Here is a 13677-nt window from a genome sequence, read left to right as displayed (position 1 = left end):
CATATTATTTTGCCGTCGGGCGGCGCGCATAATTACAAAAGTGAGACGTTCTAGATATGCCTCAGGACATCATCGAACAGTCAGGGCGCATGGGCAAACTCCACTCTCCGTTTGCTTTCAACACCCTCGGCCTGCTCCGCTTCGACGGAATGGATGGCGTAAACGAGTGCTTCGAATACCACGTCGAAGCCGCCGCCATGGAACCCAACCTTGATCTCGACAATCTGCTCGGCAGCCACATGACCGTGGAGCTGGAAACCCTCAAGGGCGAACCCGAGTTCTTCGACGGCATCGTGACCGAATGCTCCTGGTCCGGCGACGGCGATACCGGCAATGCCTATCGTTTCACGCTGCGGCCATGGTTCTGGCTGATGTCGAAGAAGTTCAACAACAAGATCTTCCAGGAAAAATCGATCGAACAGATCATCCAGGAGGTTTTTCAGGACTTCAACAGCGACAGCGCCGGTGGTCTGGTCAACAGGCTGTCAGGCAATTACCCGCGGCAGGAATACATCGTCCAGTTTGCCGAGAGCGACTTTACCTTCCTCACACGGCTGATGGAGCGCTACGGGATCAACTATCACTTCGAGCACGACATGGGGGTGCACCGGCTCGTGATCTCCGACACCGCCGATGGCTTTTCCTCGGTGGGTACGCGGCGCTATGTCGGCGCCGAGGGCCAGCATGTGCAGTTCGAAGAACACTTCTGGGAATGGACCCCCCACCGCCGCCTCACCACCGGCAAGGTCACGCTGACGGACTATAACTTCAAAACGCCCTCAGCGAGCATGGAAGCCCACCAGAACGGCGATGCCGCGCATGAGAACGGCATGATCGAAAGTTACGAGTATCCCGGCGTTTATCTCGACACGCGCGAAGGCAAGGATTACGCCCGCCTGCGCACCGAACAGTATCGCGCCCGCGACAAGCACCACATCGCCACCGGCGACACCCTGAGCCTGCGCTCGGGAATGCGCGTTATCCTGGGCGGCGAGCACGAAAACTATGCGCTGGTCGGGCAGGAATTTATCTGCACCCGCGCCATGCACAGTTTTTATACCGGAGGGTACCGCTCCGGCAGCGCTGCGGGCAGCGAGCATGTGTACGTGGGCAATTATGAGTTCGCGCCGGGCAATGTGCCCTACGCGCCCGAGCGCAAAACCCCCGAAAAGCGCATGACCGGCCCGCAAACCGCGCTTGTCACCGGGGCTGGCGGCGAAGAAATCGACGTTGATGAGTTCGGGCGCATCGTGTGCCAGTTCTACTGGGACCGTTTGGGTAAAAAGGACGAAAACTCCTCCATGCGCATCCGGGTGATGCAGCCATGGGCCGGGGCCGGATGGGGCACGCTCTTCATTCCACGGATCGGCATGGAGGTCGTGGTTGAGTTTATCAATGGTGACCCGAACCTCCCGGTCGTGACCGGCTGTGTTTACAACGATGAAAACATGCCACCATACGAGCAACCGGGTGACAAGAACTGGAATGGCATCAAGTCCAACTCCACCACCGGCGGCGGCGGCTATAACGAACTGGTGTTCAACGATACCAAGGGCGACGAGCTGTTCCGCCAGCACGCGCAATATGATATGGAAACCAAGGTGCTCAACGATGAGCGCCGCGAGGTGGACAACGACCGTTCGACCATCATCGGCAACGATGAAACCCGCCATGTGAAAAACGACGAAAACCACACGATCGACGGCAAGAACGAGTACCTGATCAAGGGCACCGAAAGCCGCACCGTCAACGGCAACCGGACCACCAAGATCGGCGGCAACGAAAAACTGACGGTCGACATGGCCCGCGAAACCATGATCACCAAGTCAGACAAGCTGACCGCGATGGAAGACATCGAGATCGAATCGAAGACCAAGCTCACCCTCAAGGTGGGCGGCTCCTCGATTGTGATGGATGGCACCTCGATCACCCTCAAGGCGATGAAAATCGAGGCCAAGGCCAGCGCCGAGATGAAAACAAGCGGTGGCGGCATCGCCGAGCACAAGGCGGGCGGCATGATGACGGTCAAGGGTGCGGTCGTTAAGATCAACTAGGAACCGAACAAGAAGGATTCGGCCTCGTGGGGGACGTAAAAGAAACTGTCAATGTGGACACCAAGCGCAAGAATTTGCGCTTTGAGGTCGCGCATGAGTTGTATGAAGCGATCCCTGAGATCGAGGAGGACGTGACGGCACGGCCCGGTGAGCATTCGTCTATCGAGTTCATCACCCAACTGGCCAAAAGCCCCACGCCCGAAGAGGCCATCACCTATTGCGCCTATGTGCTGCCCCGGCGGTTCTCGGTGTGGTGGGGGCATGAATGCCTCAAGAAGATCGACGATACGCTCGAAGATATTGACCGCAAGATGCTGGAGCTTGCCGCCGCATGGGTTGGCAAGCCCGAGGAAGACAGCCGCTACCGCGCGCTCGACGCCGCCATGCTGACCGACAGCAAAACACCCGGCGTCTGGGTGGCCCTCGGGGCGGGCTGGTCTTCGGGGTCGATGGTTGGCCCCGATCTGCCGCCAGTGCCACCGCCGCCGTTCCTGACGGCGCGCGCGGTAAACGCCGGAATCTTGTCGGCCCTCGCCCGGATTGATTACGAACACCGTGACGAGCACCTCCAGCGGTTTGTCCGCATGGCGCTCATGCTCACCGAAGAGGGCTGATCCGCCCTGCCCCGCGTGCACGATTATCGCAGGCGGCGCGCCACAAAAGAACTGGTTTGATCTGCACCAGGCCCGCGAGACGGCGGCCCACGCCTCCGCACGAAAAAGGGCTTCGGGCAGGGATCGAGGGAGATATGCCGCATCTGTGCCCAGGCTGGAGAGGGGCCGAAGCGGCCTGGGGTGGTGGCGCCGTGCCTTCACGCGCATGGCCCGCCGCCGCCCCATCTTACTCCCTCGTGGGGCACGCTGCGTCACGCATGGCCAGACCCACGCGGCCTAGAGGGCTGAAAAGGCACAAGACTTCGCCGCGGCATAAACCCGCTCACCCCACACGGCACGGGGGCGCAGGCTTGCATGAAATACCCGCCCAAACCCCGCCACAGGGTTGCATCGTCACGCCCCTTCGCCCTAACTGTGGAGTACAGGAATTCACCCCTGCCGCTGCGGCACCCCGCGCGCAGGCCCGACCGGAACGGCCCCGAGACCATGACCCTCACGCTGCGCATCGACAATTTCAACCACCTGCCCGATGGCGGCCCGATCGAGTATTCGGCCAACCAGAGCGGCTTTGAACTCGGCCGCGACCCGGCCATGGACTGGACCCTGCCCGACCCGAACCGCTTCGTGTCATCCTGCCACGCCGAGGTGCGCTACGAGAACGGCGGCTACTGGCTTTATGACGTGTCAACTAACGGCACTTTCGTCAACGGCGGCACCATGCGGGTGAAAAGCCCCTACCAGCTTCAGCACGGGGACAAGCTCCAGATCGGTCACTATCTCGTCGTCGCCAATGTTGATCAGGCCACCGCCGCCGCCGCGCCGCCCGTCAGCCCGGCAATGCCTGCAAGCGCCCCCGCCTTTGGCGCGCCGCCCCCCGCCGCGCCCGGGCCAGCACCGCAAAGCAATGATGATATCTGGTCGGTCGGCAGCGCCGCGCCCCCCGCTTCGGGCGATTTCGTTGATCGCACCCCCGGCGATAACCTGACCGACTTTGGCGACCAACACCTTGATCTGCCCAGTTTTTCCAGCTCGGATACCGGCACACCGCCGCCGCCCGCTGGCGGGGCCTCGCCCTTTGGGGCGCCCGCCGCCCAGCCCGCGCCTGCGCCCCAGCAGCCCCCCGCTGCGGCGTCGGACTCGCCCTTCGGCGCACCGGAGCCTCAGGTCGCACCGCCCGCGCCCAGCACGCCGCCCGCCTCTGAGTCGCCCTTCGGCGCGCCAGAGCCTCAAGCCGCACCGCCCGCACCCAGCACGCCGCCCGCCTCTGAGTCGCCCTTCGGCGCGCCAGAGCCGCAGCCAGCACCGCCTCTGCCCACCACCGAACCGCCCGCTCAGGAAGGCTCGCCCTTCGGTGCCCCTCAACCCGCGCCGCCGCCGCCCCCCGCAGCGCCTGCACAGCCTGCGGTTGCCGCGCCACCGGTGCCGCCGCCGCCGCAGCCCTCACCCGTTTCACCCACCGCACCCGCCGCCGAGGCCTTCTCGGCCCCGCCCGCGCCCGCGCCCTCAGCGCCGCCGCCCCCCAAGGGCACCGTCGGCGATGCCTCCGGGCTGCTCGCGGCCATCGCCGATGGCGCGGGGATCAACCCCAAGTGCTTTGAAGGCCCCGATCCGGGCGCCGTGGCGCATGAAATCGGCAAGGCGATGCGCATCATGGTTGGTGAGTTGGCCGGCCTGCTCAAGGCCCGCGCCGCCACCAAGCAAAGCCTCAAATCCGGCTCCCGCACCATGATCGGGGCCGATGCCAACAACCCGCTCAAGTTCATGCCCGGCGCCGAAGACCAGCTTGAGGTGATGTTCGGCACCGGTCGCCAGGGCTATATGCGCGGCGCCGAAACCGTGCAGAAAAGCTTTAACGACATCAAGATGCACCAATATGCAGTCCACGCCGCGCTCCAGCCCGCCCTTGCCCGCCTGCTGGAAGACATGGCCCCCGAAGCGGTGGAAGAGAAGGTCGATGCCGGGCGCTTCTCGTCCAAACACGCGCGCGCCTGGGAAATTTACGTTGAGCGCTGGGATGCAAAAACCCACCCCTATGATAACGGCATGCTCGATGTTTTCCTCGCCTATTTCTCCGAAGCCTATGATGACGTGATGGAACAGTCGCAAAATCAATGACTTAGGGCGCGCCGCCCAGTGTGACAAAACCGTTAAAAAACGGAGCGTTCCTTGACAGGGCAACGCCCCATGCCTACCTTAACGTCAAGGATTTTGACTCGAAGGTGATTTTCATGCGCACCCTGCTCCTCTCTACCGCACTTGTGGCAGCCTCCGCGTTGGCGGCGTCTGCCCAGTCGCAAACCCCCTATTCGGCTGACGACGTGGCGAATTTCCTCGTCGACAGCGCAGATCTGGGCCTCAATCGCGGCATCTGCATCGGCACCGCCGAAGAATGTGCCCCGCCCAAGCCCGCTGGCATGGACATGATGATCAACTTCGAGCTCGACAGCGCCGAGCTGACGCCCGAAGCCAAGCAATCACTGGCCGTTGTGGCCCAGGCGTTTGAAGATGAGCGCCTCCAGAAGGCCCGCTTCATGATTGAAGGTCACACCGATGCCCGTGGCACCGAAAACTACAACGGCAACCTCTCGGATGATCGCGCCGCTTCGGTAAAGTCTTATCTCATTGGTCTGGGTGTCTCTGAAGAGCGCCTTTCAGCCATGGGTTTTGGCGAAAGCGCGCCACGAACGGCTGATCCGCTCGACCCGGAAAACCGCCGAGTCGAGCTGCGTATCGACCTCCAGTGACCGGAGCTTCGCTCCCCTTCGGATAACAAAACACTTGCCGTCCCGGCCTCGGGGCGGCATTTCTTTTGTGCGACACACTCTCTTTATTCGGATTGCCAATGCGTTACGAGAATCTCCTTGAGCCGATCTCCGATGAAAGCCCCTGCGGCCCGGACCTGCTGCTGGAGGACGACGACGGCTATATCGACTACTATTTCGAAGCCCTTGATCGGGTGCCGATGCGGTTCATCGTCAACCAGGAAACCGGTGAGGTGTTTGACCGCAAGAACATCGACATCAAGAAAGAAAGCGCCGAAATCGCCAAGCTGCTGGAGCGCACCCGCGATCTGCGGCTGCTGGTGCTTGAGGCGCAGTTTCAGGCCCTCGCGGGCCGCGTTGTAGGTTTTTCCGAATGCACCAACGCCATGGCCAGCCTGATCGAGACCTACTGGCATGATGTGAACCCCAAGATCGACGAGGGCGATACCTCCGAGCGGCGCAATGCCATAGAATTGCTCAATGAATTGGGCCAGGTCTGTATGCCGCTCGAACATGCTGACCTGTTCGAGGATCGCCGCGCCGGACGTATCTCCTTCCGTGATTTTCAGGTGTCGAGCGGTGCCAAGGAGGCCCGCCCCAATGAAAATCCGCCCGATAGCGGCTCGATCCTGACGGCGGTGAAAAGCGCCGATAACGCCGAAGCCGTAGATAAGGCCTACGGCGCGCTGGTGCTGTCCCGCGAAGCCTGCTCGCGGATGGGCAATATGTGCAAAACCGCCGATAGCTCTGCCTTTGCGCCCCAGCTTTCACAGCTTGAAGAAACCCTTGATCGCATGATCGCCTTCTTCAAGGAGGCCCGCCCCGATCTGGTTGGCGGCGATGCGGGCGAGGCTGGCGAAGACGGCGAGATCGGCATCGGCGAAGATGGCCAGCCCATGGTTGCGCCCACCGGCGGCGGCATGGTCGCCTCCGGCCCGCCGGTGGCCGTTGGCACGATCCCCAATCACGCCACCGCCAAGGCGGCGCTGGAGGCGGTCGAGGGCTATTTTGCGGCGATCGAGCCCTCTGCCCCCGCCCTCTTGCTGATTCGTCAGGCCCAAGACCTGATCGGCAAGCCGCTGACCGAGGCGCTGGATGCGCTCCTGCCCTCCATGTCCTCGAATGCGCTGGTTGATTTTGGCTCGGAAGACGGCTTTTTCATGAACGTCGACCGCCTGCGCCAACTCGCCGCTTACGAGCTGCCCTCCACCGTGGCGCCCATTGATACCGGCCCCGCCGAGCCGGTCGAGTGCCAGAACCGCGACCAGGCGGCGGCCCTCATTTCGGCGGTTGAAAGCTTCTTCCGGCAAACCGAGCCATCCAGCCCGGTCCCGGTTCTGCTGTTCAAGGCGAAAACCTATCTCAACCGAGACTTTTCGTCGATCCTGAGTGACCTGTTCCAACACATGAACAAACAAGGCTGACCCTGGGTCAGTCACGCGCCGCCCAACCGGGCAAAACATTTGACAAATCGAAGCCTGCGTGGCTTCAATTGCATAATTATTAGGGAGATTTCCAGATGGCCGATTCAGCGACACGCTTCATCAAACGCAACCGCTCACCCCGCGTCCACATTTCGTACGAAGACCCGTATGATGCCGAAAAGAACGTAGAGCTGCCCTTCGTGATGGGTGTGATGGCCGATCTTTCGGGCAACGCCTCGGATGTCGAGAAAGACCCGATGGCCGAGCGCAAGTTCACCCAGGTCGATACCGAAAACTTTGATGACTACATGGACGCCGTGCAGCCCGGCGTTTCGTTCAACGTTGACAACAAGCTCGGCGATTCCGAAGGTGAGAAGCTCGGCGTGAAGCTCGATTTCTCCAAGATGGATGACCTTGATCCAGGCGAGATCGCCAAGCAGGTGCCCGCGCTCAAGAAGCTGCTCGACGCGCGTGACGAACTGGCCAACCTCCAGCGCTACATGAACGGTAAATCCGCCGCGCAGGACCAGATCAAGAAGCTGCTCGACGATCCGAAGCTGATGGAAGCGCTCAAAGAGAAACGTGCCGAAGGTGCCGCCGACGACGGCGATGCGGGTGAGGGTGGCGAAGGCTGATCCAACCAGCCCTCGCATTTTCCAAACTCCAAGCCTCGACCAGACAACAGACAGGGACCAGACACATGGCAACCGAAGCCCAACAGGAAGCCGAAGCCGGTGGTGCAGTATCCGAACTGGATGACTTCTCCGCCGCGCTGAAGCAAACCTTCAAACCCCGCTCCGACACCGCCGCCACCGAGGTGGAAAACGCGGTTCAGACCCTCGTGAAAGAGGCGCTCGCCGACCAGTCGGTCATCAAGGAAGACGTGCTCGATACCGTCGACGAGATGATCGCCAAGCTCGATGAGCAGCTCACCGCACAGGTCAACGAGATCATCCACCACGACGAGTATCAAAAGGTCGAAAGCGCGTGGCGCGGCCTGCACTACATGGTGATGAACTCCGAGCCTGACGCCACGATGAAGATCAAGGTGCTCAACGTCTCCAAAAAAGAGCTGGAGCGCGAGCTTCGCTCCTACCCCGGCGCCAAGTGGGACCAGTCTCCGCTGTTCAAGCAGATCTACGAGCATGAATTCGGCCAGCTCGGCGGCCAGCCTTACGGTGCGCTGATCGGTGATTTCTACTTCGATCACAGCCCGGCCGATGTGCGCCTGCTGCGCGACCTCGGCAAAATTGCCGCCGCCGCGCACGCGCCCTTCATCTCGGCGGCCAACCCCGGCCTGCTGAACATGGAAAGCTGGAACGAGCTGAACAACCCGGCAGACCTTGGCTCGATCTTCGAAACCCCTGATTACGCCGCCTGGAAATCGCTGCGCGAGAGCGAAAACTCCCGCTATGTGGCCCTGACCGCCCCGCGCGTCATGGCTCGCGAGCCTTATGGGCAAAATTCGCTGCCCATCGAAGCCTTCAACTTTGAAGAAGAGACCGATGGCCACGAGGGCAAGAAGTTCGCCTGGATGAACGCCGCCTACCCGATGGCCGCCAACATCGCGCGTGCCCACAAGGAATATGGCTGGACGGTGCGTATCCGTGGTGTGCAGTCCGGCGGCGAGGTGATGAACCTGCCGACCCACACCTTTGATACCGGTGATGGCTCGATTGATCAGAAATGCCCGACCGAGATCGCCATTTCCGACCGTCGTGAAGGCGAACTGTCGAAGGCTGGCATCATCAGCCTCGTGCACCGCAAAAATACCGACAAGGCGGCCTTCATCGGGGCTCAGTCGCTCTATAAGCCCAAAAGCTTCGTTGATCCGGACGCCACCGCGGCCGACAACCTCAGCTCGCGGCTGCCCTATATCTTCGCGGTGTCGCGCTTCTCGCACTACCTCAAGTGCATGGTGCGCGATCAGATCGGCTCGACCAAGGAGCAGGACGTGCTTCAGCGCGACCTCAAGAACTGGATCGCCCAGTATATCGACGCCGATCCAAAGAACTCCTCGGAAACCGCCAAGGCCAAGCGCCCGCTGGCCGGTGCCGAGATTCAGATCGTCCCCGACGAGGAGAACCCCGGCTACTACATGGGCAAATTCTTCCTGCGTCCGCACTTCCAGATGGAAGGCATGGACATCGGCATGAGCCTCGTTTCCCGTCTGCCGGGCGGCTGATTTTCAAGGGTTCGGGCCGCTGTTTCGCAGCGGCCCGTTCGGTTCCATCACAATTTTTTAAAAATCTTTGTGTGTGGGCCTTGCAACGGGGAGGCATACTCCCCATCTCAGTAGGGACCGGATATTACTGGTCTTTATTTTTAAAAAGCAAATCATTGCTAAAACCAGGTACCAAAAGGAGATCAACTAATGGCTACCGCACTCTACATGAAACTCGATGGTGTTGACGGCGAATGTGTTGTGAAAGGCTACGAAGGCTGGATCGACCTGATGTCGATGTCCTTCGCTGGCTCGCAGTCCGGCACCATGCACACTGGTCGCGGCGGCGGCTCCGGCAAAGTTCAGGTCGGCGATCTGATGGCCACCAAAGTGTGTGACAAGTGCTCCACCGACCTGCTGAAAAAGCTGTGCCTCGGCCAGCACTACGCAACCGTTGACGTGCACGCCACGAAAGCAACCGGTGGCGAGGTTCTTCCTTACTTCACCGTTAAACTCACCCACGCCATCGTGACATCCATGTCCTTCGGCGGTGCCGGTGGCGGCGACGACGTGATGACCGAGAGCTTCTCGCTGAACTACCGTGAGATCGACGTTGAGTACAAACTGCAGAACGAGGACGGCACCGACGCCGGCACCACGACTGCTGGTTACAACGTCGCCACTGGCGAAGGCCGGTAATAGGCCCTCAAAGCAGCCCGGCCCTCGCGCCAGGCCAGCTTTCGCAGAAATCGAACGGGGCGCAGCAATGTGCCCCGTTTGCTTTTAGGCCCCGCCAAACTTGCGGCGCCCTAAAGCCTTTACTTCCCCGGCAGCGTCGCGATTTCGGCGCTCATTGCCCAGAATGGCATCACGCCGCGCTCTCTTAATTGCCCGCTACCCTCGTTTTTTCTTCCATTCCAAAGACTTCCTCCCCATTTCAAGAGGACATCCATGCCGCAATTTCACCCATCCCGCTCCCGCCGCCCCTTCACGCCGCGCCCTCTGCCCGTTATCGTAACGTCAGCGAACACACGGCACGCTTAGCAAGGGAGGGCACCATGGCGAAACCGGCGAAAAATCAGCAGCTTCAGGTTCCGGTGATGTATGCCTTCCGCGAGGCGCACCGTGCCCGCGATGCTAAGATCGACAGCACCTCCTACCAAGACGGCCAGCGCGTGCTCACCGAGCGCACCGCCCACCGCCGCCGTGGCGCCAATGAGGCCGAATTGAAGCGCAATCTCGAGATTGACCTCGTGCAGCTTGCTAACACCATCAACCTCGATGCCTGCATGGATGTGGATGATCTCGACTATGTGCGCAAATCCATCCTCAATTATGGCGTGGTCGATCTTTCCAACCTCACCTCTGAGGATATCAAGGTGCAAAAGGTGCCCAAGCAACTCGCCCGCGCGCTCATCAACAACGAACCGCGCTTTGTGCCCGAGAGCATGGATGTAAAGCTGGTTGAGGCGGAAAATCAGGAACAGCAAAAGCTGATGTTTGAAATCCACGCCGAAATGGCTTGCAAACCTGTTGATATTCCTTTGGAATTTGTCGCAGAAATCGACGTAGGGTCCGGCAAGATGCAATTCACCAACATCTCGGACAAATGAGACGCCGATGAACCGAGAATTCCTCAACGCCTATAACAAGGAACTGGCCGTTCTTTACGAGCGGTCCAAGGAGTTTGCCGAGGAATATCCCGGCATCGCCGAGCGCCTTGGCGGGCTGACCGAAGACAAGCTCGATCCCGGCCTTGGCGGGCTGTTCGAGGGCACCGCCTTCATGGCGGCGCGGATCCAGGTTGCGCTCCAGAGCGAGTTTCAAACCTTCACCACCAACCTGCTAGAGCAGTTGATGCCCGACTACCTCGCGCCCACGCCCTCGGCGATGATCGTGCAGGCCACCCCGGATTTCAACGAGAAGGATCTGGTGAAGGGCGAGCGGTTTGAGCCGGGCAGCTACCTTGATGCCACCTATGTCGAGCGCGAGCAGCGCGTGTCGGCCCGCTTCCGCCTTTCGGCCCCCCTCACCCTCTGGCCGCTCGAGATTGACACCGCCACCTACATGCCCTCCCCCGGCCCGATGCAGGCCCTGGGGCTGGACGTGATGAATGACACCGCCGCCGGCCTGCGCCTGCGCTTCGTGCGCCGCACCGACAACACCGAGCGTGACCCGGATCTGCCCCCCAAGAAGGGCGAAAAGCCCGCGCTGGTGAACGAGATCGAAGCCCGCGAGCTGCCGATCTACCTCAACGGCCCCCGCGCCGATATGGTCACGCTTTACGAGCAGATCTTCTCCGATAGCTGCCGCATCACCCTGCGCTACCTTGATCGCACCGGCGACCCGGTCTTCCTCCCCTGCCCGCCCGATTTCATCGAGCAGGTGGGCTTTCGCGAGGAAGAGCGCCTCTTCCCCGAAGAAGACAAGATATTTGAGGGCTTCTCGCTCCTGCGCGAGTTCTGGATCCTGCCGCAAAAGTTCCTCGGCTTCCGCATGAAGGGCCTCAAGCGCCTGCTCGCGCGCATCCCCGCCCCGGCCTTTGATGTGCTGATCGAGTTCGGCCAAAGCCAGCCCAAACTCGCCGCGCTGATCGAGCCAAAGCACTTCCGCCTCTACGCCGCGCCCTCGATCAACCTCTTTGAGGAGCGCTGCTCACGGGTGCGCCCTGATCCCAAGTTCAACGAATATCTCGTAGTCCCCGATAGCAGCCCGGCCGTCAATTACGAGGTCCACCGCATCAAGGACGTTCACGCCCACTACCCCGGCGTGCGCAAAAAGGTTGAGGTCTACAAGCTCTACAGCCAACCGCCGAGCGAGATTCGCCCCGCCGAAGCACTGTTTTACAGCTTTTCGCGCAAGCCCCGCCGCCTTACCGAAAAAGAGCGCCGCTTTGGCATGGGCGGCGATTACATTGGCACCGAAACCTACCTGTCAATCTATGAGCCTGCGGGCCTTGATGACGAGGAGCGCGTGCAGCGCCTTCAGGTTGTTGCGCTGTGTTCCAACCGCCACCTCGTGCAGCAATTGCCCATCGGCCAAAGCAAGGTGGATTTCCGCCTGACCGATGATGTCAACGTGCCGCTCGCCTGCATTTCCGGCCCCACCCCGCCCTCGGCCTCCATCGCGGATATGGATCGCAACGATCCGCGCATCGGCCACCATGGGGAGGTCATGTGGCGGCTGGTCAACCTGCTCAGCTTCAACCACCTCGGCCTCAAGGACCGCAACGCCACGGATCCGGCGGGCGGCCTGCGCGAGCTGCTGTCCCTGTTCTGCGATATCGGTGATTCGGTCACCGAGCGCCAGTTGCGCGGCATCACCTCCATCGCCTCGCGGCCCATCACCCGCTCGCTGCGCCGCGAAGATGGCTACCACGCCGCCCGCGGCACCGAAGTGACCCTCACCTTTGATGAACGCGCCTTCGAGGGCACCGGCATCATGCTGATCGGCGCCGTGCTTGACCGCTTCTTTGCCGATTACGCCCATATGAACAGCTTCACCGAAACCGTGTTGCGCTCTGAAAGCCGTGGCGAGATCATGCGCTTTGCGCCGCGTTCGGGCACCGGGCCGCTGCTATGAGCGAGGCCGAGCAAAAGCACCTGCCGCTCGAAAAGGCCCGCTCGCGCCGCGAGATGCTGGAGGCCGAGCCTTACCGCTTCAATATCCACGCGCTCCTGCGCGAGATGGAGCGGATGTTCCCCGACAAGCCCCGCATCGGCAAGAGCCAGGTGCTCAGCCAGGAGATCGTTTCGGTCGGGCAAGACCCGTTCCTCGATTTTCCCGCCTCCAACGTGCAGGCGTTTGAGGTCCGCGAGGGCGAAGTCCCCCGCCTACGCACCCGCTTTCTGGGCTATTTCGGCCCGCAAGGCCCGCTGCCGCTGCTCACCTCCATCGAGGCCTATCGCTGGATGCGCGCCGGGGATGATGCCTTCATCCGCTTTGCCGATATCTTCGCCACCCGCTTCTTGCAACTGTTCCACCGCGTCTGGGCCGATGCCCGCCCGATTGCCCAGTTTGACCGCCCCGATGAGGATCGCTTTTCCGATTGGCTCGGCAGTTTCATCGGCATCGGCACCAAACCCTACCAGGACCGTGATCGCGTGCCGGATATCGCCAAGCTCCCCTTTGCCGGGGTCATGGCGGGACGGGTCAAATCGGCCAAGCGGCTCCAGCAGGTGCTTGAGGGCGTGCTCGGGGTCGATGTGCATATCATCGAACGCCAGGGCATCTGGCTTGATTTCGAGGAAAGCGATCTCACCCGCATGGGCCGCTCGGGCGCCGAGCTTGGCCGCAACACCTATGCCGGGCGGCGCGTTTATTCGATCAACGACAAGGCCACCATCGAGATCCGCACCGAAGGCCTTGATGATTACAAAAGCTTCCTGCCCGGCGGCAAAATGTTTGCCAGGCTGGCGGATATGGTAAGATTTTATCTGGGGGAGCAAATTGATTTTGATGTTAAACTCGCCCTGCCCCGCCGCGCCTGCCCTTCGGCGCAAATCGGCAAGCAGGGGCGCCTTGGCTATACTTGCTGGACGCCGGTGAAGGCCGACAAGGCAGATACAAAAGACGACGATTATGTTTCAGACGCCCACTTCAGCCTGCATCAGGCGGGTTAGCGGCAGATATTCAAACCGGGGGGCCGTCCCCCGAGCA

General features: G+C 61.3%; 11 protein-coding genes. All 11 read left to right on the top strand.

Annotated features, from left to right (window positions below; translation table 11 throughout):
- Positions 1 to 56 precede the first annotated feature (56 nt).
- The 11 genes from tssI (at position 57) to tssG (ending at position 13640) form a co-directional block, all read left to right on the top strand.
- Positions 57 to 2054, top strand: coding sequence for a type VI secretion system Vgr family protein (gene tssI, locus P1U55_RS07325; RefSeq protein WP_301046885.1), 1998 nt, complete (start codon positions 57 to 59; stop codon positions 2052 to 2054).
- 26 nt (positions 2055 to 2080) lie between these two features.
- Entirely contained in the window at positions 2081 to 2668 is a 588-nt protein-coding gene (locus P1U55_RS07320; RefSeq protein WP_301046884.1) for a hypothetical protein, read from the top strand.
- 486 nt (positions 2669 to 3154) lie between these two features.
- Entirely contained in the window at positions 3155 to 4783 is a 1629-nt protein-coding gene (gene tagH, locus P1U55_RS07315) for a type VI secretion system-associated FHA domain protein TagH (protein ID WP_301046883.1), read from the top strand.
- A 113-nt stretch (positions 4784 to 4896) separates the two neighbouring features.
- Complete coding sequence (locus P1U55_RS07310) at positions 4897 to 5412, top strand: OmpA family protein (protein WP_301046882.1); 516 nt, start codon at positions 4897 to 4899, stop codon at positions 5410 to 5412.
- Between the two features lie 98 nt (positions 5413 to 5510).
- The gene (locus tag P1U55_RS07305) at positions 5511 to 6854 is read left to right on the top strand and encodes a type VI secretion system ImpA family N-terminal domain-containing protein (protein ID WP_301046881.1); all 1344 of its coding nucleotides are present in this window, start codon (positions 5511 to 5513) and stop codon (positions 6852 to 6854) included.
- A gap of 95 nt (positions 6855 to 6949) precedes the next feature.
- Positions 6950 to 7489: a type VI secretion system contractile sheath small subunit gene (tssB, locus tag P1U55_RS07300; protein WP_301046880.1), complete on the top strand. Its 540-nt coding sequence runs from the start codon at positions 6950 to 6952 to the stop codon at positions 7487 to 7489.
- Positions 7490 to 7554: 65 nt separating this feature from the next.
- The gene (gene tssC / locus P1U55_RS07295) at positions 7555 to 9039 is read left to right on the top strand and encodes a type VI secretion system contractile sheath large subunit (RefSeq protein ID WP_301046879.1); all 1485 of its coding nucleotides are present in this window, start codon (positions 7555 to 7557) and stop codon (positions 9037 to 9039) included.
- Positions 9040 to 9228: 189 nt separating this feature from the next.
- Positions 9229 to 9717 carry a type VI secretion system tube protein Hcp gene (locus P1U55_RS07290; RefSeq protein ID WP_301046878.1) on the top strand — a complete coding sequence of 163 codons (489 nt, stop codon included), beginning with the start codon at positions 9229 to 9231 and terminating at the stop codon, positions 9715 to 9717.
- Between the two features lie 359 nt (positions 9718 to 10076).
- Positions 10077 to 10631 carry a GPW/gp25 family protein gene (locus P1U55_RS07285; RefSeq protein WP_301046877.1) on the top strand — a complete coding sequence of 185 codons (555 nt, stop codon included), beginning with the start codon at positions 10077 to 10079 and terminating at the stop codon, positions 10629 to 10631.
- Positions 10632 to 10638: 7 nt separating this feature from the next.
- On the top strand, positions 10639 to 12600 hold the full coding sequence (tssF, locus tag P1U55_RS07280; RefSeq protein WP_301046876.1) for a type VI secretion system baseplate subunit TssF: 1962 nt from the start codon (positions 10639 to 10641) through the stop codon (positions 12598 to 12600).
- Positions 12597 to 13640 (top strand): type VI secretion system baseplate subunit TssG, encoded by a 1044-nt coding sequence (gene tssG, locus P1U55_RS07275; protein WP_301046875.1) that lies wholly within the window; start codon positions 12597 to 12599, stop codon positions 13638 to 13640. The genes tssF and tssG overlap by 4 nt, the downstream gene beginning before the upstream one ends.
- The last annotated feature ends 37 nt before the right edge of the window (positions 13641 to 13677 follow it).

The sequence above is a fragment of the Vannielia sp. genome (assembly GCF_029212645.1).
GTDB lineage: Bacteria > Pseudomonadota > Alphaproteobacteria > Rhodobacterales > Rhodobacteraceae > Vannielia.
Note: the sequence above shows the minus strand (reverse complement) of the source record. Positions and strands in the feature narration are given on the sequence as shown.